Annotated in this window: 17 protein-coding genes and 1 pseudogene; 7 read left to right on the forward strand and 11 right to left on the reverse strand. The window is 65.8% G+C overall.

Annotated elements, in window-relative coordinates; genetic code table 11:
- Nucleotides 1–68 precede the first annotated feature (68 nt).
- From GCT19_RS34920 to GCT19_RS34930, 3 genes are all read right to left on the reverse strand, one after another.
- Complete coding sequence (locus GCT19_RS34920) at nt 69–1679, reverse strand: FMN-binding glutamate synthase family protein (RefSeq protein WP_152854467.1); 1611 nt, start codon at nt 1677–1679, stop codon at nt 69–71.
- A gap of 263 nt (nt 1680–1942) precedes the next feature.
- Nucleotides 1943–3205 (reverse strand): tRNA 2-thiouridine(34) synthase MnmA, encoded by a 1263-nt coding sequence (gene mnmA, locus GCT19_RS34925; RefSeq protein ID WP_013088455.1) that lies wholly within the window; start codon nt 3203–3205, stop codon nt 1943–1945.
- A gap of 60 nt (nt 3206–3265) precedes the next feature.
- A complete protein-coding gene (locus GCT19_RS34930) occupies nt 3266–3745 on the reverse strand; it encodes an NUDIX hydrolase (protein ID WP_018431917.1) in 480 nt (159 codons plus the stop codon).
- 282 nt (nt 3746–4027) lie between these two features.
- Between GCT19_RS34930 and GCT19_RS34935 the strand changes: the two genes are divergently transcribed.
- From GCT19_RS34935 to GCT19_RS34945, 3 genes are read left to right on the forward strand one after another with little or no spacing between them, the layout of a single operon-like run.
- A complete protein-coding gene (locus GCT19_RS34935) occupies nt 4028–5170 on the forward strand; it encodes a Re/Si-specific NAD(P)(+) transhydrogenase subunit alpha (protein WP_152854468.1) in 1143 nt (380 codons plus the stop codon).
- Nucleotides 5171–5180: 10 nt separating this feature from the next.
- Entirely contained in the window at nt 5181–5507 is a 327-nt protein-coding gene (locus GCT19_RS34940; protein WP_013088458.1) for an NAD(P) transhydrogenase subunit alpha, read from the forward strand.
- On the forward strand, nt 5508–6959 hold the full coding sequence (locus tag GCT19_RS34945; RefSeq protein WP_018431916.1) for an NAD(P)(+) transhydrogenase (Re/Si-specific) subunit beta: 1452 nt from the start codon (nt 5508–5510) through the stop codon (nt 6957–6959).
- Between the two features lie 54 nt (nt 6960–7013).
- On the opposite strand, the gene GCT19_RS34950 is transcribed toward GCT19_RS34945, so the two are convergent.
- The 8 genes and pseudogenes from GCT19_RS34950 to GCT19_RS34985 form a co-directional block, all read right to left on the reverse strand.
- Nucleotides 7014–7757 (reverse strand): helix-turn-helix transcriptional regulator, encoded by a 744-nt coding sequence (locus GCT19_RS34950; protein ID WP_018431915.1) that lies wholly within the window; start codon nt 7755–7757, stop codon nt 7014–7016.
- A gap of 38 nt (nt 7758–7795) precedes the next feature.
- A pseudogene (locus tag GCT19_RS34955) lies at nt 7796–8179 on the reverse strand (VOC family protein).
- Nucleotides 8180–8292: 113 nt separating this feature from the next.
- A complete protein-coding gene (locus GCT19_RS44665; protein WP_152854469.1) occupies nt 8293–9843 on the reverse strand; it encodes a methyl-accepting chemotaxis protein in 1551 nt (516 codons plus the stop codon).
- Between the two features lie 207 nt (nt 9844–10050).
- Nucleotides 10051–11337: a THUMP domain-containing class I SAM-dependent RNA methyltransferase gene (locus GCT19_RS34965; protein ID WP_152854470.1), complete on the reverse strand. Its 1287-nt coding sequence runs from the start codon at nt 11335–11337 to the stop codon at nt 10051–10053.
- Between the two features lie 188 nt (nt 11338–11525).
- Nucleotides 11526–12275: a PqiC family protein gene (locus GCT19_RS34970; RefSeq protein ID WP_152854471.1), complete on the reverse strand. Its 750-nt coding sequence runs from the start codon at nt 12273–12275 to the stop codon at nt 11526–11528.
- Entirely contained in the window at nt 12272–13933 is a 1662-nt protein-coding gene (locus GCT19_RS34975) for a PqiB family protein (protein WP_018431910.1), read from the reverse strand. The genes GCT19_RS34970 and GCT19_RS34975 overlap by 4 nt, the downstream gene beginning before the upstream one ends.
- Nucleotides 13926–14576, reverse strand: coding sequence for a paraquat-inducible protein A (locus GCT19_RS34980; RefSeq protein ID WP_018431909.1), 651 nt, complete (start codon nt 14574–14576; stop codon nt 13926–13928). Before GCT19_RS34980 ends, GCT19_RS34975 begins: the two co-directional genes overlap by 8 nt.
- Before the next feature lie 7 nt (nt 14577–14583).
- Entirely contained in the window at nt 14584–15363 is a 780-nt protein-coding gene (locus GCT19_RS34985; RefSeq protein ID WP_152854472.1) for a paraquat-inducible protein A, read from the reverse strand.
- A gap of 347 nt (nt 15364–15710) precedes the next feature.
- Between GCT19_RS34985 and GCT19_RS34990 the strand changes: the two genes are divergently transcribed.
- The 4 genes from GCT19_RS34990 to GCT19_RS35005 all read left to right on the forward strand — a co-directional run bounded on the left by GCT19_RS34990 (nt 15711) and on the right by GCT19_RS35005 (nt 19120).
- Entirely contained in the window at nt 15711–16271 is a 561-nt protein-coding gene (locus GCT19_RS34990) for a cytochrome b (RefSeq protein ID WP_152854473.1), read from the forward strand.
- A gap of 8 nt (nt 16272–16279) precedes the next feature.
- Nucleotides 16280–16843, forward strand: coding sequence for a YceI family protein (locus tag GCT19_RS34995; RefSeq protein WP_152854474.1), 564 nt, complete (start codon nt 16280–16282; stop codon nt 16841–16843).
- Nucleotides 16844–16954: 111 nt separating this feature from the next.
- On the forward strand, nt 16955–17524 hold the full coding sequence (locus GCT19_RS35000; RefSeq protein WP_152854475.1) for a YceI family protein: 570 nt from the start codon (nt 16955–16957) through the stop codon (nt 17522–17524).
- A gap of 318 nt (nt 17525–17842) precedes the next feature.
- Nucleotides 17843–19120: an MFS transporter gene (locus tag GCT19_RS35005; protein WP_152854476.1), complete on the forward strand. Its 1278-nt coding sequence runs from the start codon at nt 17843–17845 to the stop codon at nt 19118–19120.
- The last annotated feature ends 333 nt before the right edge of the window (nt 19121–19453 follow it).

Consider the following 19453-nt stretch of genomic DNA (forward strand, 5'->3'; position numbering starts at 1 on the left):
TTGCGGGGTCGGACGGGCCGCGATGCGGCTTTTGGGCGACAGGCGGCGCGGCAAGGGGCCGCGCGCACTCAGCACGCCGCCAGCTCCGCCTTCGGCGAGAACGAATCGCTTTGCGCGATCGGCCAGTACGTCTCGAACAGACTATAGCGATAGTTGCCGTTCAGCAGGTCGTTCGGTTCGAGATACTTGAGCAGCTCCGACATCAGCCGCACTTCATGCGACGACACGCGCCGCACGATGTGATGCGCGCGCAGCTCCGCCGGATGCCGCAGCCCGGCGGCCTGGATGATTTCCTGCAACGCATGCAGCGTGTTGTGGTGGAAGTTGAATACGCGATCGGCCTTGTCCGGCACCACCAGCGCGCGCTGGCGCACCGGGTCCTGGGTCGCGACGCCGGTCGGACAGCGGCCGGTATGGCAGGTCTGCGCCTGTATGCAGCCGACCGCGAACATGAAGCCGCGCGCCGCGTTGACCCAGTCGGCACCGATCGCGAGCGTCTTCGCGATATCGAACGCGGTGATCATCTTGCCGCTCGCGCCGATGCGGATGCGCTGCCGCAGACCGATGCCGACCAGCGTGTTGTGTACGAGCAGCAGCCCTTCCTGCAACGGCACGCCGACGTGATCGGTGAATTCGAGCGGCGCCGCGCCGGTGCCGCCTTCGGCGCCGTCCACGACGATGAAGTCCGGCAGGATGCCCGTTTCCAGCATCGCCTTCGCGATCCCGAAGAATTCCCACGGATGCCCGATGCACAGCTTGAAGCCGGTCGGCTTGCCGCCCGACAGCGTGCGCAGCCGCTCGACGAATTCGAGCAGCTCGCGCGGCGTCGAGAACTCGGAGTGCGTCGCTGGCGAGATGCAGTCGCGGCCCATCGGCACGCCGCGCGTCTCGGCGATTTCGGGCGTGATCTTCGCGGCCGGCAGCACGCCGCCGTGACCCGGCTTCGCGCCTTGCGACAGCTTCACCTCGATCATCTTCACCTGCGGTTCGGCGGCCTGCTTCGCGAACTTTTCGGCGTTGAAGGTGCCGTCGTCGTTACGACATCCAAAATAGCCGGAAGCGATTTCCCAGATGATGTCGCCGCCATGTTCACGGTGATATTTCGACATCGAGCCTTCGCCGGTGTCGTGCGCGAAGTTGCCTTTCTTCGCGCCGAGGTTCAGCGCCATGATCGCGTTGGCCGATAGTGAGCCGAAGCTCATCGCCGATACGTTGAAGATCGACATCGAATACGGCTGCGCGCGATCGGGGCCGACGACGATGCGAAAGTCGTGACCGTCGAGCGTGGTCGGCGCGAGCGAGTGGCTGATCCATTCGTGCGCGATCGCCTTCACGTCGAGCTCGGTGCCGTACGGGCGGCTATCCACATCGTTCTTCGCGCGCTGGTAGACGATGCTGCGTTGCGCGCGCGAGAACGGCTTTTCGTCGGTATCGTCTTCGACGAAATACTGACGGATCTCCGGCCGGATGAATTCGAAAATGAAGCGCAGGTGGCCCCACAGCGGGTAGTTGCGCAGGATCGCGTGGCGCTGTTGGGTCAGGTCGAACACGCCGAGCGCGACGAGCGCGATCGGCACGATGATCCAGAACCACGACAGGCGATGCGTCGCGGCCAGCGCGGCACATGCCGCGGCGAGCGCGATTGCGCACCACATGGCCAGATAGCGTCGAGAAAACATGGGGACTCCAGTGCAGTGAAGATCATTGCGGCGGGATCGTCCGCGCGAGGGGGCGCGGGCGGTATCCGTCGCGAAGGAAAACTGGCGGCTGCGGGTCACGGCGCGGCGTCGACGGGGAAAGACCGAAGATGAGGCCTGGGAATGGAAGCCAGGCGTCGCACGCGAAGGTGAAGCGTGTGTGACTGCGCCAGGCGGGGAAACAGGGAGAGCGGCGCGCGCGGGTCGCATCGGTGTGACCCGCCGCGCGCGCCGTTATGCATCGCTCAACGCGCTCCGAGCAGCGCCGCTTTTTGCCGCGGAGTCTGCGGCTCGTCCTGCGATGCGCGCTGCGGCTGCTTCGGCTTATGCGCCTGCTTGCGACGCTGCGCGCGAGTTTGCTTCGGCGCCTGATCCGGCGGCAGCTCGGCCGGTTGCCCGGTCATCGCGCGTTCGATGATGCCGCCGCCGAGGCACACGTCGCCGTCGTACAGCACCGCCGATTGTCCCGGCGTGACGGCCCATTGCGCGGCGTCGAAGGTCAGCTCGAACAGGCCGTCGCCCGAACCGCCTGCCGCCGCGGCGTTGAACGTGCACGCCGCGTCGGCCTGCCGGTAGCGCGTCTTCGCGCCGCACGCGAAGCCATCGGCCGGCGGCTCGCCCGCGACCCAGCTCGTGTTGCCCGCCGACAGCGTATGGCACAGCAGCCACGGATGATCGTGCCCCTGCGCGACGTACAGCGTATTGGTCGGAATATCCTTGCCCGCGGCGAACCACGGCTCGCCGCTGCCGTCCTTGCTGCCGCCGAGACCGATGCCCTTGCGCTGGCCGAACGTGTAGAACGCGAGGCCGATGTGCTCGCCGACGATCTTGCCATCGGTAGTCTTCATCGGCCCCGGCCTGGTCGGCAGATAGCGGTTCAGGAAGTCGCGGAACGGCCGCTCGCCGATGAAACAGATGCCGGTCGAATCCTTCTTCTTCGCGTTCGGCAGGCCGATCTGCGCGGCGATCTCGCGCACTTTGGTCTTGGGAATTTCGCCGAGCGGGAACAGCGTCTTCGACAACTGCGCCTGGTTCAGCCGATGCAGGAAGTACGACTGGTCCTTCGTATGATCGAGCGCCTTCAGCAGCTCGAAGCGGCCGTCGCGCTCGTGGTTCTGGCGCACGCGCGCATAGTGGCCGGTCGCGATGGTTTCCGCGCCGAGCGACATCGCGTGATCGAGGAAGGCCTTGAACTTGATTTCGGCGTTGCACAGCACGTCCGGGTTCGGCGTGCGGCCGGCCGAATATTCGCGCAGAAACTCGGCGAATACGCGGTCTTTATATTCGGCCGCGAAGTTGACCGCCTCGACGTCGATGCCGATCAGGTCCGCGACCGACACCACGTCGATCCAGTCCTGGCGCGTCGAGCAGTATTCGCTGTCGTCGTCGTCTTCCCAGTTCTTCATGAACAGGCCGACCACGTCGTAACCCTGTTCCTTCAGCAGCCACGCGGTGACCGACGAATCGACGCCGCCCGACATGCCTACTACGACTTTACGCTTGCTCATAAGGTACTCACTGGGTGCTGCATGACTGCATGGATCTTGTAGGGGCCGCTCGTGACGGCTTTATCGCTTCGGCCCGACCGAATGGGTATGGACGAAGTCGAGCGGGAAACGCCGGCCGGCGAGGTAATCGTCGATGCACTGCATCACGAGCGGCGTGCGATGCCGCTCGGGGCACCCGCGCAACTCATCGGCGCTCATCCACAGCGTGCGGACGATGTCGGGATCGAGCGAAGTCGCCGGGTCCGGCTCGCCGCCCGCACCGCAATAGGTGAAGCGCAGGTACGTGGTGCCCGCGCGGTCCGGCCGCTCGAAGTGGGTCATGTACATGCCGACGAGCGCCTCGGGCGCGAACGGATGGGCGGTTTCCTCGAGCGTTTCGCGGACCACCGCTTCCAGCAGCGTTTCGCCCGCCTCGAGATGGCCGGCGGGCTGGTTCAGGCGCAGGCCGGCGGCGGTATGTTCCTCGACCAGCAGGAAGCGCCCGTCACGCTCGACGATCGCCGCGACGGTCACGTGCGGCAGCCAGGTTTCCGGTTTCATGGGTGCGCATTTTACCGGTTATGCGCGCCGGCTGCCGGGCGCTGCACTGACCCCGGCGGGGCAATGGCCGGCGCAAGCTGACGACCGATTCGCGGCGGGTTCGCAGCACGTTCGCGACTGATTCGCAACACTTTGGCGGTCTGCCGCGCATTCGCATCGACCCCGATATTGGCCGCGTGACGGTTTCGGTTAAAGTGGGGCCTGCGTTAGCCGTTGCATGTGCAAGCCGGCGAGCCTCGTCGGCAGATCTGTCGTCAAACAGGAAGTCGAGGAGGAACAACGATGCACATCGGAGTGCCAGCCGAAACGCGCGCGCATGAAACCCGCGTTGCCGCGACGCCCGAAACGGTCAAGAAATACGTGGCGCAAGGCCACCGGGTCACGCTTCAAAGCGGCGCCGGCGCCGGCGCGAGCTTTCCCGATGATGCCTATACGGCCGTGGGCGCCGAAATCGTCGATGCCGCCACCGCGTTCGGCGCAGATCTCGTCCTCAAAGTCCAATCCCCCACCGATTCCGAACTGCCGCTCCTGAAGCGCGGCGCGACGCTCGTCGGCATGCTCGACCCGTTCAACGCCGAGAATGCTGGCAAACTCGCCGCGGCCGGCGTCACCGCGTTCGCGCTCGAAGCGGCGCCGCGCACCACGCGTGCTCAAAGCCTCGACGTGCTGTCGTCGCAGGCGAACATTGCCGGCTACAAGGCGGTGCTGCTCGCGGCTACGCTCTATCCGCGCTTCATGCCGATGCTGATGACCGCGGCCGGCACCGTGAAGGCCGCGCGCGTGCTGATTCTCGGCGCGGGCGTGGCCGGCCTGCAGGCGATCGCCACCGCAAAGCGCCTCGGTGCGGTGCTGGAGGCGTCCGACGTGCGCCCGGCCGTCAAGGAGCAGATCGAATCGCTCGGCGCGAAATTTCTCGACGTGCCCTACGAAACCGACGAGGAGCGCGACGCCGCGCAGGGCGTCGGCGGCTATGCGAGGCCGATGCCGCCGTCGTGGCTCGCGCGCCAGTCGGCGCTCGTGCACGAGCGCGCGAAGCAGGCGGACATTGTCATCTCGACCGCGCTGATTCCGGGCCGCCCCGCGCCGACGCTGCTGTCGGTCGAAACCGTACAGGCGATGAAACCGGGCTCGGTGCTCGTCGACCTCGCGGCTGGCCGCGGCCCTGAAGTCGACGGCCGGCGCGGCGGCAATTGTCCGCTGACCGAAACGGACCAGGTGGTGGTGCGCTATGGCGTGCAGATCGTCGGCTATACGAATCTCGCCGCGATGGTGCCCGCCGACGCATCGTCGCTATACGCGCGCAACCTGCTCGACTTCCTGAAGCTGATCGTCACGAAGGAAGGCACGCTGAATATCGATCTCGCGGACGACATCGTCGCGGCCACGCTGCTGGCTCGCGACGGCCAGGTCACGCGCAACGCATAAGGGGGCGAAGATGGACGTCATCAATCACACGGTCATCAACCTGATCATCTTCGTGCTGGCGATCTACGTCGGCTATCACGTGGTCTGGAACGTCACACCCGCGCTGCATACGCCGCTGATGGCGGTGACCAATGCGATCTCGGCGATCGTGATCGTCGGCGCGATGCTGGCGGCGGGGCTGACGGTGGGCAGTGCGGGCAAGTTCTTCGGCACGATCGCGGTGGCGCTCGCGGCCGTCAACGTGTTCGGCGGTTTCCTCGTCACCCGGCGAATGCTGGAGATGTTCAAGAAGAAAGAACCAAAGAAACTCCCGGCTGGCGGCAAGGAGGGTGCGTAAATGAGCCTGAACGTCGTCACGCTGCTGTATCTGGTCGCGTCGGTTTGTTTCATCCAGGCGCTCAAGGGGCTGTCGAATCCGAAGACCGCCCGCGTTGGCAACACCTTCGGCATGGTCGGCATGGCGATCGCGATTCTGACCACCATCGCGCTGATCTCGCGGCAGGCCGAGGTACTCGGCTCCAACCTCGGTCTCGGGCTCGGCCTGCTGCTGTTCGGGCTCGTGATCGGCGGCGCGATCGGCGCGTTCGTCGCCGCGCGCGTCGAGATGACCAAGATGCCCGAACTGGTCGCGGCGATGCACTCGCTGATCGGTCTCGCGGCCGTGTGCATCGCGTACGGGGTCGTGTCGGAGCCGGCCGCGTTCGGGCTCGTCGACCCCGAGGTGCCGATCGAGGGCTTCCTGCCGTACGGCAACCGCATCGAACTGTTCATCGGCACCTTCGTCGGCGCGATCACTTTTAGCGGCTCGGTGATCGCGTTCGGCAAGCTGTCTGGCAAGTACAAGTTCCGGTTGTTTCAGGGCGCGCCGGTCGTCTACAGCGGCCAGCATCTGATCAATCTGATGCTCGCAATCGCGATGCTCGGCTTCGGCGTGCTGTTCTTCCTCACGCAGTCGTGGCTGCCGTTCATCATCATGACGATCATCGCGTTCGTGCTCGGCGTGCTGATCATCATTCCGATCGGCGGCGCGGACATGCCGGTGGTCGTGTCGATGCTGAACTCGTACTCGGGCTGGGCGGCGGCGGGCATCGGCTTTTCGCTGAACAATCCGATGCTGATCATCGCCGGCTCGCTGGTGGGGTCGTCGGGTGCGATCCTGTCGTACATCATGTGCCGCGCGATGAACCGCTCGTTCTTCAACGTGATCCTCGGCGGCTTCGGCAACGAGCCGGGCGCGGCCGCGGGTGGAGCGGCGGAGCAGCGGCCGGTGAAATCGGGCTCCGCCGATGACGCGTCGTTCATGATGGGCAACGCCGAGACCGTCGTGATCGTGCCGGGCTACGGGCTCGCCGTGGCGCGCGCGCAGCATGCGCTGAAGGAACTGACCGACAAGCTGGTCGAGAAAGGCATCGAGGTGAAGTACGCGATTCACCCGGTGGCCGGCCGCATGCCGGGTCACATGAACGTGCTGCTCGCCGAAGCCGAAGTGCCGTACGACATGGTCTACGAGATGGAGGACATCAACGGCGAGTTCGGCCAGGTCGACGTCGTGCTCGTGCTCGGCGCGAACGACGTGGTGAATCCGGCCGCGAAGAACGATCCGAAGTCGCCGATCGCCGGCATGCCAATCATCGAGGCGTACAAGGCGCGCACCGTGATCGTCAACAAGCGCTCGATGGCGGCGGGCTACGCCGGGCTCGACAACGATCTGTTCTACATGGACAAGACGATGATGGTGTTCGGCGACGCGAAGAAGGTGATCGAGGATATGGTGAAGGCGGTCGATTAGATCGTTAGCGGTGAACCGGCCTTATGGGATCGCGGTGTGTCACCGCGATCCCTTTCATTTTTTCGGCCTCGCGTTCAGATGCCGCAGCAGATCGGCGAGCCGCCTGCCTGCCTGATCCGGATACGTCTCGAGCACGGTGAGATCGCGCATCTTCTCCAGCCCGAAGTTGCGGAAATCACCGCGCAGCTCGCACCATGCGCCGAGCGTCCAGCGCGCGCCCCAGTACGCGAGCGCGAGCGGCCAGACGCGGCGCTCGGTGTCGGCGCCGTTCGCGTCCGTGTACGCGAAGCGCACCACCTGGCGCGTATCGATCGCGCGATGCAGCGTGTCGAGCTGCGTCGAAAACTCCGCCTTGATGTGAAACGACGGCGCGAAGATCGCGAGCCGTTCGAGCGCCGCGCGCTTGTCGGCGGGCATCGCCGATGCGATTTTGGCCAGCGCGCCGCGCGCGCCACTCGCGAAGCCCGCGCCGCCCCACGATTCGAGCATCCGCGCGCCAGCGGCGAGCGCGGCGAGTTCGTCGGCGGTGAAGGTGAGCGGCGGCAGACTCGCCGAGCGCGACAGCCGATAACCGATGCCAGCTTCGCCTTCGATCGGCACCCCCGACAACTGCAGATCGCGCACGTCGCGATAGACGGTGCGCAGCGAGATGTTCAGCCAGTCGGCCAGTTGCTGCGCGGTGGTCAGGCGCCGGCCGCGCAGCAGCTCGGCGATCTGAAACAGGCGGTCGGCGCGGCGCGTCATCGTTTGCGTCGGGTAGAGGAGGAGGGGGACGGTCCCGCGATGATAGCGCCGCATGGCGGCCTTCGGTTGGAGCGCGGTGGCTGCGGACCCGCTTAGCCGTTGGTGCGCGAATGCAGCCCGAGGCGGTTGCCTTCGGTATCGGTGAAGAACGCGATATAGCCGATGTCCTGCGGCAGCTTGATCACCGGACCGTCGGTCTTGCCGCCCGCCCGTTCGATGCGCTCGAGCGCGGCGTCGACGGTGGGCTGCGCGTTCAGGTAGACGGTGACGCCGTCGGCGGCGGGCGTCATCGACGGACTATGGACGATCGCCCCGCCGGTCGCGGGCTCCTCGTAGCTGAACACGGCGATCGGCTGGCCGCCGATCTCCTAGCGATTCAGCGGGGCGTCGAGCGCAGCTTCGTAAAAGCGCACCGCGCGATCGAAATCGACGGACGGGATTTCGAACCAGGCAACGACTTTGGGCAATGCGGACATGACACTCTCCTTCGGTTGGCAGTAGGCCGTTCAAGCGCCGGATGGCGTGAGAAGGAGTGTGCGGGGGTGCTGCTGACAGCGTGGTGGCAGTAGGGTGTGAAAAGGCTACCGCCTCACTCCGCCGGCAACTGAAACACGCCGACCACATCGCTCATGCGCGTGGCCTGCTCTTCGAGCGACGCCGCCGCGGCCGCGGCCTGCTCGACGAGCGCCGCGTTGCGCTGCGTGACCTCGTCCATCTGCGAGACGGTGCGGTTGACCTGCTCGATGCCGTCGCTTTGCTCTTCGGATGCGGCGGCGATCTCGGCCATGATTTCGGTCACGCGGCGCACCGCGTCGTTGATCTCCGTCATGGTTTTGCCGGCCCGGCCGACCAGTTCGGTGCCGTTGCCGACACGCTCCACCGATTCGCTGATCAGCGTTTTGATTTCCTTCGCCGCCGACGCGCTGCGTTGCGCCAGTGTTCGCACTTCGCCCGCCACGACCGCGAAGCCGCGGCCCTGTTCGCCGGCGCGCGCTGCTTCGACGGCGGCGTTCAGCGCGAGGATGTTGGTCTGGAACGCAATGCCCTCGATCACGCCGATGATCTCGGCGATCTGCTTCGAGCTTGCGTCGATCTCGCCCATCGTCATCACGACTCGCGAGACGACGTCGCTGCCTTCGGTGGTCACGCTGACCGCGGCCCGCGCTAGCTCGCTCGCCTGACGCGCGTTGTCGGCGTTCTGGCGCACCGTCGAGGTCAGTTCGGCCATGCTCGATGCGGTTTCCTCGAGCGACGCGGCCTGCTCTTCGGTGCGTTGCGACAGATCGATGTTGCCGGCCGAGATCTGCGCGGTCGCCGTGGAAATGGACTGCGTGCCGTCGCGCACCGACAGCAGCGCCTGCCTGAGGCGCGTCTGCATCATGCGCAGGTCGTCCATCATGCGGCCCATCTCGTCGCGCGAGCGCACGTCGATACGCCGGCTCAGATCGCCATTGGCGATCGCGCGGAAGTGGCCGGTGGCTTCTTCGAGCGGACCCGCGATCGACTTGCGCAGCGCATGCCAGGCGAACGCGGCCATCGACAGTCCAATCAGAAGGCCGACGCCGGCGATCGCGAGAATCGCGTGGAAGCGCTCCTGCGCCGCTTCGTAGCGGCTGCGCGCGTCGTCACCCTGCATCTTCTCGAGCTTCGCGGAGAGGTCCGTGATTTCGTTGAACGGGTCCGTCATCTTGTTCGAGATCAGGTCGGCGAGCTGCGTGGTGTCGCGCCGCTCGATAGCGGCGAACACCTGCGCGACCGGGCCGTTGATCGCCTGCGCGCGTTTGACCTCGAGCGCATCGGCGAGTTGCCGCTCCTGCGCATCGGAGGGCAGCGCGCGATAAGCCTGCCACGCCTTGTCACCGATCGCGAACTGCTCGCGCGCATGCTGTTTGAGACTCGCGATGTCCGCGCGATCAGGCTGCGCCGCGATGCGATCGAGCACGAGCCGGCCACGCGCATAGAAGAAGTTGAACTTGCCGAGCGCGCTCGCCGCCGCGAGCTCGTTGGTGTACAGCGCCTTCTGGTCGGCGTTGCTCAACGCGATGCCGGTGACGCCGAGCGCCGCGCCGATCGCCATCAGCAAGCCGAGAAAGCCCATCGCGAGAGCCAGACGGGTGCGAATCGTGAGGTTCGAAAACATGGATGCCTCGAAACAACGGAACGGGAATGCGGCGCACCGGGAAAGCACGCGGGGTCGTTAGGGTTTACGGCAAACGTTTGCAAAGATGAAGGGGCGGGATCGAATGCGGGCGCTTTCGAAGGAAGGGAAACAGCGTGACGTGGCGCAATAAAAAACCGCGGCACGAGGTCCGCGGTTTTCATCTCAACTTGGCCGTCCGACGCAGCTTCAACCCGCCTGCGTATCGCCCTGCGGACGCTGCCGCACGCTGCCCGCGATCAGATCGAAGCGGAACAGCCTGCATTCGAGCGCGCCGTTGAAGAGCGGCGTCTTCGTCGATTCGCGCAGCCGCAGTTGCCCCGGCAGCTTGCGATCCGACGTCAGGATAAACGCGTGCCATCCGGCAAAGCGCTGCTTCAGCGCATTGCCGAGCAACTGGAAAAACTCGCTGTCCGGCGCCTCTTCCTGAATGCGGCGGAAGCCGTCGTCGCCGCGATTGCCGCGGCCTTCGCGAAGCTCGCCGCGCGCATTGCGGCCGCGCACTTCGATCCGCTCGCCATACGGCGGATTCGCGACGAGGATGCCCGGCGACGAGGTAGGCGGCGTCATGTCGCGCGCGTCGAGCTGCTTGAGCGCAATGGCCGGCAGACCGGCGCGCTCGAAGTTCGCGCGGGCCTTTTCGAGCATGTCGCCGGAGATGTCGCTGCCGAAGATCTGCAGATCCGCGCCGCGCGTGCCGCGCGCCGCGTTCTTCGCTTCGAGCGCGGTGCCCCGCAGCGTTTGCCAGGTCCGCGTATCGAACTGGATGAGCTTTTCGAAGCCGAAGCGCCGCTGCACGCCCGGCGCGATGTCCAGCGCGACCTGCGCCGCTTCAGCGAGGAACGTGCCGCTGCCACACATCGGATCGTAGAGCGGCGTGCCCGCTTGCCAGCCGGTCAGACGCAGAATGCCCGCCGCAAGGTTCTCACGCAGCGGTGCCGCGCCCTTGTCGAGACGCCAGCCGCGCTTGAACAGCGGATCGCCGGACGTGTCGAGGTACAGCGTGCAGTCGGTCGCGGTCAGGAACGCGAACACGCGCACGTCGGGCATCGCGGTATCGATGCTCGGCCGCGCGCCGCTTTTTTCGCGCAGACGATCGCAGATCGCGTCCTTCACGCGCAGCGTCGTGAACTCGAGACTGCGCAGCGGCGACTTGATCGCGGTGACGTCGACGCGCAGCGTCTCGTGCGCGGAGAACCACTGCTCCCAGCGCTGTTCGAGCGCGAGCGCGTAGATGTCCTGCTCGCTGCGATAGGGCCGCTGCGCGATTTTCAGCAGCACGCGGCTCGCCAGACGCGAGTGCAGATTGGCAGCCATGCCGGCGGCCCAGCCGCCGCGGAAATGCACGCCGCCCGGCACCTGGGCGCCGGCCGTGAAGGCGGCGCCGTTCAGATGTTTGGCGGCAATTTCGGCGAGTTCGGCCGCGAGCGGAGCTTCGAGCCCGCGCGGGCAAGGGAGGAAGAAATCGAAGGACATTGAGGTTGCCGCAAGGCGTTGGATAAGGCGCTATTGTACGCGGTCGGGGTCGGCCGGCCGGTGCGATTGGCGCGCCGGGCCGTCGTTTGCGTCGTTTGTCGTTGCGTGATCGCGCCTCGCGTACCGGCTGAGCCCGCGACGCCAGCAGGCATGCGGACGCCGTTGAGCTCGCCGCGCCGCCGGGCCTCTCAGGCGCCGGCCCCCGCGGCCGTTCCCGCCGAAGGGCAGGGCGGCACGACCGGCGCCGCGGCCGGCCTGGACGAAGACGAAGTCCGGCCGGTCGCGTTCGTGGTGGCAACGGCCGCTGCCGCCATCGCGCGCACGCCCGTCGCGATCTGCGTCGACACTTCCGCGAGCGCGCGCCGATGTCCGTCGACGAGCGCGTCGTACCCGCCGCCGACCGTTTCGCTGATCACGCTGCGACACGTCATCACCGCATTGCTGCGCACGGCGCGCACGCTCCACACCGCATCGATCAACGCATGCGAGCCGGGCCACGACTCGAAGCGCTGCACGTTCATCGCGATCCGGTAGACGGCCGCGTCGTCGGGATGCGCGGTGCCGAACGTATCGATGGTGCCGAGCTGCTGCGTCAGATTCGTCGACAGCGCGCGGCGGATTTCATCGCCGGGCAGCGAGGCCCAGCGCTCCTGTTCGAGCAGCTGCACCTGAGTCGGGCCGGTCTGCACGACCAGCTGGTTTCGCGCCACCTGCGGCGGCACGTTGACCGGCGCGACTTCGATCAGCCACGCGGGCGCGGCGCCCGTGCGCGCGGCTGCGGCTGCGCTGTCCGCGCCACCCAGCGTATAGAAACGGCTCGACGGCGACGAGCACGCCGCGATCGCGAGCGCCGCAGCCAGTGCGGTGCCATACACGACGCCGCGTGCGGCGCCGCGCACGAGCGCGCGCGGCGGACGGGGGAGCCGGGCAAACATCATGGTTTATCTCCTGATTTACCGCGCAACAACGATTCGGGATGACGCTCGAGGTAATCCGACAGCGCATTCAGCGACTGCAACGTGCGCGTCAGTTCCTGCAACGCCTGATGAACGTCGGACTGCATCGGCGAATCCTGCTGCAAGGTTGCCTGGGCCGAATTGAAGGTCTGCTTCGCGGCGCTCAGCGTGTCGCGCGCCTGCGGCACGACTTCCTTGTCGAGACGCGAGAACAGCTGATCGGCGTTTTTCAGCGCAGTGTTCAGGTTCGCGCCGATCTGGTCGAACGGCACCTTGTCGAGCTTTTTGGCGATGTCGGCGACCTGCAGCTGCAATTCGTCGAGCGTGTTCGGAATGGTCGGCAGCTCGAGCGGGTCCTTCGTGACGTCGACCTTGGCCGGCGCCGCTTTCGGGAAGATATCGAGCGCCACGTACAGCTGGCTCGTGATCAGGTTGCCAGTGCGCAACTGGCCGCGCAGGCCGTGCTTGACGAGCTCCTGCAGCAGGTTCTCGCCGGCGAGCGAGCCCGGCTGCGGCGCGCTCTCGCGGAAGCGCTTGCCGAGGCGATCGGGGTACACGTTCATCGTGACCGGCATCGTGAAGCTCCGCGTCGTCGGATCGTAGTCGATACCGATATTGGTCACCTGGCCGAGCACGATGCCGCGGAAGTCGACCGGAGCGCCGATCGACAGCCCGCGCAGCGACTGGTTGAAGTTCATCACGACACGCAACGGCACGCCGTCCGGTTCGCGCATGGCGTCGGCCTGGTCCGAGCCGAGACGGAACGTCTGGTTGTTCGGCGCCTGCGGGCCCATGTTCTGGCCGGGCGGCGACTGGAACGACAGACCGCCGACGATCACCGTCGCGAGCGACTGCGTGTTCAGCTTGAAGCCGCTCGAATCGAGCCGCAAATCGACGCCGCTCGCATGCCACCAGCGCGTGTTGGTGCCGACGTACTGGTCGAACGGCGCCGACACGAACACCTGCATCGTCACGCCGGTGCCGCTCTTGTCGAGCGAGAAGCCGACTACCTGGCCGACCTGCACGCGCCGGTAGAAGATCGGCGAGCCGATGTCGATCGAGCCGAGCGACTCGCCGTGCAGCGTGTACTGGCGGCCTTTCTGGTCGCCGGTGATGGGCGGCGGCGTTTCGAGGCCGACGAAGTTGCTTTCGCTGTCGCTCGAGCGGCCCGCGTCGGCGCCGATATATGCGCCCGACAGCAGCGTGGTCAGGCCCGACACGCCGCTCGCGCCGACGCGCGGACGCACCACCCAGAAGCGCGAGTCCTTGACCGCGAACTTGCCGCCTTCCTTGGTCAGTTGCACCTGCACGAGCACGTGCGACAGATCCGGCGCCAGCGTGATCGTCTTCACTGAACCGATGGCGACGTCCTTGTACTTGACCTGGGTCTTGCCCGGTTCGAGCCCTTCCGCGCTGATGAAGCTGATCGTGATCACGGGCCCGCGCTCGGTCACCGACCTGACCACGAGCGCGATGCCGATCAGCGCGGCGATCAGCGGAATCACCCAGACCAGCGACGGCAGCCAGCGGCTGCGGGGTTCGATGTCGGGGTCGGGCAGTTGGGGCGGCAGTCTGGGTCCGTTCGAATCGTTGCGCGGCGCGTCACCTGAAGCGGGCGTCGGTCCTTGCGGGCTAGTCATGGTCGAGATCCTGAGGTTTTGGGGTACTGCTTTCCACGGGGTCCCAGATGAGGCGTGGATCGAATTGCATGGAGGCAAGCATCGTCAGGATCACGACCGAGCCGAACGCGATCGCGCCGGGCCCGGCCGTGATCACGGCCAGCGATTTGAAACGCACGAGCGCCACGGTCAGCGTGACGACGAACACGTCGAGCATCGACCAGCGGCCGATGCGCTCGACCATCCGGTACAGCGTCGTGCGCTGTTGCGGACGCCAGCGCGAGCGGCGCTGTGCGGTGATGGTCAGCAGCACGAGCACCGAGAGCTTCAGCATCGGCACCATGATGCTGGCGATGAACACGATCACCGCGAGCGGCCAGTCGCCCGAGGTCCAGAAATAGACGACGCCGCTCATGATGGTGTCGTCCTCGGTGCCGAGCAGCGATGACGTGTGCATCACCGGCAGCAGGTTCGCCGGAATATACAGCAGCGCCGCGGCGATCAGCAGCGCCCACGTGCGCATCAGACTGTCGGGGTTGCGCGAGTGCAGATGCGCGCCGCAGCGGCTGCAGTGCTGCGGGGTGACCGAGCGGATGCGTGGTTCGACGCGCCCGCACGAGTGACAGGACACCAAGCCCGCGCGTTTCGCGGTGACGTATTTCATCGCGGACTCATCCTTCGCGCGGCGCGGGCGGCAAGCCGGGCTGAGCGCTGCCAGCGGCACCGTCAGCGCTGCCAGCCGTCGAGCCCGCGACGCGCGTGGACGGCGCCGGCGGACCGGCGAGCGAACCGAGCGCGAGCGCCGCGCTGTCGGCCGACGTGCGCGGCAACGGCCGATCGCCGCTCGCGTCGATCTCGTCGGCGACATCCCACAGCACACGCGGATCGAACGTGACGACGACCGCGAACATCAGCGTCAGCGCACCGAACGCGAACAGCGCCGCCTCGGGGATCACGCGGGCGAGACTCACCATCTTTACGATCGTGATCAGCACGCCGAGCATGAACACTTCGATCATGCCCCACGGCCGCACGAACTGGATTGCGCGCAGCACGCGATGGAAATGCGGAGGCACATAGCCGGAGCGCAGCGGCACCAGCACGTACAGCAGGGCGAGGAGTTCGGTGAGCGGAAAGAGGATCGTCGAGCAGAACACCATCACGGCGACGATCTGCATGTCCTCGCTCCACAGCGCGACGAGCGCGCCGAACAGCGTAGTCTGTGAGGTGATGCCGTTGGTTTCGAGTTCGACGATCGGAAAGCCCTGCGCGATCACGAAGGTGATCAGCGCGGCGAGCGTCAGTGCGCAAATCGCGTCGAGCTTGCGCGATACGCCGCGATAGAGCGTCGCGCGGCAGCGCGGACAACGCGCGGCGACGCGCCCGACAAGCCGAGGCTTGCGGACCAGCGTATCGCATTCATGGCACGCGATCAGGTTGTCATGTTCCATGCGGCAGATGGGCTAACGACGTAGAGGCGGCGTGCAAGGCCTGTTCTTTACGAGGGATGGGGCGGCAGTGAGCAGCAATAGTACCAAACGCGGCCTCGCGACCGACGCGAAGCGCGCGCGGCGCTGACCGGGCTGCTGCGCTGCAAAATTCGGGCCCGTTCCGCCGACGCGCTACAGCCAGCTTTGCCCGCTTGGGGTAGCATGGCGCCCGTGGCATCCCCAGCGGCCCTTTTCTGGCGATAATGCCGGCCGCATCGGCCGCCCGCGCCATGCCGGTGCGCGGCAGTGATCGCGGAATAGCCGGCCGCGGCGCGCCGTTAACTTCTAACAGCCTGCGTTGATCTGACATGACACTCAATCCATCGTTCGGTACCCGGGAGTCGTACACGCGGACCGCCATCGCGTTTCACTGGCTGATCGCATTGCTGATCGTCTGCGGCTTTGCGCTCGGCTGGGTGATGACCGACATCCCCGGCTTCACGCCCACCAAGCTGCGCTATTTCTCGTGGCACAAATGGATCGGCGTGACCGTGTTCGCGCTCGCGATCGTGCGCATCGTGTGGCGCGCGACCCATGCCGGACCGCCGATGCCGCGCCGCATGCCGGCCTGGCAGCGCGCCGCCGCGCATCTGACGCATCTGCTGCTGTACGCGCTGATGATCGTGATTCCCGTGTCCGGCTATCTGTATAGCTCGGCCGCGAATGTGCCGGTCGTCTACCTCGGGCTGATTCCGCTGCCGCGAATCATCGCGCCCGATCCGCACCTGAAGGAAATGCTGAAGGACCTGCACATCGCATTGAATTACACGCTGCTCGTGCTGGTCGCGCTGCACGTCGCGGCGGCGCTCAAGCATCAATGGCTGGACCGCGACGGTCTGCTGTCGCGCATGATCCCCTTCCTCAAATAAGGACAACCATGAAGGTTTCGTTTTATCGCTACATGCTGGCCGCATTCGCAGCGGCATCGCTGAGCGCCGCGGGCGCCGCGCTCGCCCAGGTCGACGTCGCGAAGAGCTGGGTGACGGCCACCTCGAAGCAGATGAACGTGCCGGTCGAAGGCAAGTTCAACAAGTTTAGCGCGCAGGTCAGCTTCGATCCGGCCAAGCCGACGGCGGGCAGCGCGCAGATCGACATCGACGTCGCCAGCTACGATCTCGGCGACGAGAGCTACAACGAGCAGGTGCGCGGCAAGGAATGGTTCGACGCGAAGGCTTTTCCGCGCGCGACGTTCGTGTCGAGCGAGATCGCGCCGGCCGGCGCCAATCAGTTCAAGGTGACCGGCAAGCTGACCATCAAGGGCAAGTCGCAGACGGTTGTGGTGCCGGTCACGGTGAGCCAGCAGGGCGCGACGCAGACCTTCGACGGCGCACTGCCGATCAAGCGCTCGCAGTTCGACGTCGGCACCGGCGAATGGAAGGACACGTCGGTCGTCGCCGACGAGGTCGTGATCAAGTTTCATATCGTCGCCGCGCACAAGTAACCCGCGCGGCGTTTGCGATGTCAGCCGCGCCACGTGGGGCGCGGCCGTTTTCCCACCGCAGGTTGCACCGCGATTTTCAACGCAAAACAGGAGCACGAATTGAAAACGTCCATGTTGATCGCTGTTGGCGCGCTGGCTTCGTCGCTATCGCTCTGCGCCTTCGCCGCCGATACCTATACGCTTGATCCGATGCATACGTTTCCGAGCTTCGAGGCCGACCACTTCGGCGGTCTGTCGATCTGGCGCGGCAAATTCACGAAGACCACGGGCACGGTGACGCTCGATCGCGCGGGCAAAACCGGCACCCTCGACGTGACCGTCGATCCCGCTTCGGTGCAGACCGGCAACCCGAAGCTCGACGATCATCTGAAATCCGGCGAGTTCTTCGACGTCGCGAAGTATCCGACCGTGACCTACAAGGGCACCGAGATCAAGTTCGACGGCGACAAGCCGGTCGAGGTGATCGGCAATCTGACGATTCGCGGCATTACGAAGCCGGTGAATCTGAAGGTCGAGTCGTTCAAGTGCATGCAGCATCCGGTGCTCAAGCGCGAAGTGTGCGGCGTCGAGGCGAGCACCGAATTCAATCGCGCCGACTATGGCATGGACTTCGGCGCGAAGTACGGCTTCAGCATGCAGACGCGCCTGCATATCCAGTCGGAAGGCATCAAGCAGCAGTAAGCGCGACGGCATCTTCGCAGCCGGCGGCGCGCGCGAGCCGCTGTCACGATGCGATTCACGCTGCGCCGCAACACGAAAACCGCTTCGGCCGTTCACCGACGAAGCGGTTTTTTATCGCCCGTAGCGAACGACGCGGCCATGCGTGGCACATATCGACCCGCATCGGCCCGCATCGGGCATTTGTCGCTCGCTTCGCTTTTATTTTTTCAGTTAAATAGAGCGCACGCAGTCATGCCGGTGGTGCGCGTTGCCGGGATGGCCAGCGCGGACGTCACGCGTTGTTTCGAATAAATATTTCGCGCAGCACAGGAGATCTGGATGAATGCAACGACAGCAGCAAGCATCGCGGGAAGCCGACAGAATTCGTGGCGCGCGGTGGTCGCCGCCTCGATCGGCAACGCGCTCGAATGGTTCGACCTCGTGGTCTACGGCTTTTTCGCCGTGACCATCTCCAAGCTGTTTTTTCCGGCCGGCAACGACACCGTGTCGCTGCTGCTGACGCTCGGCACCTTCGGCGTGTCGTTCTTCATGCGGCCGCTCGGCGCGATCGTGATCGGCGCGTACTCGGACCGCGCCGGTCGCAAGGCGGCGCTCACGCTGTCCATCCTGCTGATGATGAGCGGCACGCTGATCATCGCGATCCTGCCGACCTATCAGAGCATCGGTCTCGCCGCGCCGCTGATCCTCGTGCTCGCGCGGCTGATGCAAGGCTTCTCGGCCGGCGGCGAGTTCGGCAGCGCGACCGCGTTTCTCGCCGAGCACGTGCCGGAGCGGCGCGGCTTCTACGCGAGCTGGCAGATGGCGAGCCAGGGCCTGACGACGCTGCTTGCGGCCGGCTTCGGCGCGTTGCTGACCGGCGGGTTGTCACCGGAACAGATGACGTCGTGGGGCTGGCGCGTGCCGTTCTTCTTCGGTTTGCTGATCGGGCCGGTGGCGTTCTACATCCGCACGAAGCTCGACGAGACGCCCGAATTCCTCGCCGCCGAAACAACCCAGACGCCGCTGCGCGACACGTTCGCGACGCAGAAGCTGCGGCTCGTGATCGCGATGGGCGTGGTGATTCTCGGTACCGTGTCCTCGTATCTGATGCTGTTCATGCCGACCTATGGCGTGCGGCAACTGGGGCTCGCGCCGTCGGTCGCGTTCTCGGCGATCGCGGTGACGGGACTGATCCAGATGGTGTTCTCGCCGGTGGCCGGGCATTGGTCGGATCTGCATGGACGCACGCGCATCATGCTGGGAGCGGCCGTGCTGCTGTTCGTGCTCGTCTATCCGGCATTCGCATTCCTGATCGCGCATCCGAGCTTCGGCACGCTGATCGTGTGGCAGATCGTGTTCGGCTTTCTCGTCAGCGGCTACTTCGGCGCGACGCCGGGCCTGCTGTCGGAGATCTTCCCGGTGCAGACGCGTACTACCGGCATGTCGCTCGCGTATAACATCGCGGTGACGATTTTCGGCGGCTTCGGGCCGTTCATCATCGCGTGGCTGATCAGTGTGACCGGATCGAAGGCAGCGCCGAGCTACTACGTGATGTTCGCCGCGCTGCTGAGCATCGCGGCGCTGATCGGCGCGCGGCGCAAATTGGGGTTCCGCTAAGTTGAGGCGGTTGCGACCGCGCACGGCATAAACGCAAATCTATGGTCAGCCTGATTTTTGCAAGCGAGGCGGTGTTGGCATAAATTGGACGTGCGCAAATCTATCCGGGGTCATGATGGGAACAGGTTCCCGCCCCATGATGAGAGCCGCGCCGGGCAAACCTACAAAAGGCCTCAGCGTCTGGCGCTGTTGTTTTTACCAGGTTGCTTGCCCGGCCGTTGAGTCGTTTGTGCCTTCACGTATCTCGCGTCGCAAAACCAGGAAGGGGTTGAGTACAACGTGATAAGCGACGCCGCGTCAGGCTGCTGTCACAGCCTGTTCGCCCTGGTAGTG

It is taken from the genome of Paraburkholderia atlantica, from assembly GCF_009362785.1.
Taxonomy (GTDB): Bacteria; Pseudomonadota; Gammaproteobacteria; order Burkholderiales; family Burkholderiaceae; genus Paraburkholderia; species Paraburkholderia atlantica.

Excerpts from the sequence above, each read along its gene's own strand:
- GCT19_RS34935 (WP_152854468.1), top strand. The coding sequence starts at position 4,028 with ATGCACATCGGAGTGCCAGCCGAAACGCGCGCGCATGAAACCCGCGTT.
- GCT19_RS34980 (WP_018431909.1), bottom strand. The coding sequence starts at position 14,576 with ATGAAATACGTCACCGCGAAACGCGCGGGCTTGGTGTCCTGTCACTCG.
- GCT19_RS34950 (WP_018431915.1), bottom strand. The coding sequence starts at position 7,757 with ATGCGGCGCTATCATCGCGGGACCGTCCCCCTCCTCCTCTACCCGACG.
- GCT19_RS34930 (WP_018431917.1), bottom strand. The coding sequence starts at position 3,745 with ATGAAACCGGAAACCTGGCTGCCGCACGTGACCGTCGCGGCGATCGTC.
- GCT19_RS34965 (WP_152854470.1), bottom strand. The coding sequence starts at position 11,337 with ATGTCCTTCGATTTCTTCCTCCCTTGCCCGCGCGGGCTCGAAGCTCCG.
- GCT19_RS34990 (WP_152854473.1), top strand. The coding sequence starts at position 15,711 with ATGACACTCAATCCATCGTTCGGTACCCGGGAGTCGTACACGCGGACC.
- GCT19_RS35005 (WP_152854476.1), top strand. The coding sequence starts at position 17,843 with ATGAATGCAACGACAGCAGCAAGCATCGCGGGAAGCCGACAGAATTCG.
- GCT19_RS34920 (WP_152854467.1), bottom strand. The coding sequence starts at position 1,679 with ATGTTTTCTCGACGCTATCTGGCCATGTGGTGCGCAATCGCGCTCGCC.
- GCT19_RS34945 (WP_018431916.1), top strand. The coding sequence starts at position 5,508 with ATGAGCCTGAACGTCGTCACGCTGCTGTATCTGGTCGCGTCGGTTTGT.
- GCT19_RS34995 (WP_152854474.1), top strand. The coding sequence starts at position 16,280 with ATGAAGGTTTCGTTTTATCGCTACATGCTGGCCGCATTCGCAGCGGCA.
- GCT19_RS34975 (WP_018431910.1), bottom strand. The coding sequence starts at position 13,933 with ATGACTAGCCCGCAAGGACCGACGCCCGCTTCAGGTGACGCGCCGCGC.
- GCT19_RS34985 (WP_152854472.1), bottom strand. The coding sequence starts at position 15,363 with ATGGAACATGACAACCTGATCGCGTGCCATGAATGCGATACGCTGGTC.
- mnmA (WP_013088455.1), bottom strand. The coding sequence starts at position 3,205 with ATGAGCAAGCGTAAAGTCGTAGTAGGCATGTCGGGCGGCGTCGATTCG.
- GCT19_RS35000 (WP_152854475.1), top strand. The coding sequence starts at position 16,955 with ATGTTGATCGCTGTTGGCGCGCTGGCTTCGTCGCTATCGCTCTGCGCC.
- GCT19_RS34970 (WP_152854471.1), bottom strand. The coding sequence starts at position 12,275 with ATGATGTTTGCCCGGCTCCCCCGTCCGCCGCGCGCGCTCGTGCGCGGC.
- GCT19_RS34940 (WP_013088458.1), top strand. The coding sequence starts at position 5,181 with ATGGACGTCATCAATCACACGGTCATCAACCTGATCATCTTCGTGCTG.
- GCT19_RS44665 (WP_152854469.1), bottom strand. The coding sequence starts at position 9,843 with ATGTTTTCGAACCTCACGATTCGCACCCGTCTGGCTCTCGCGATGGGC.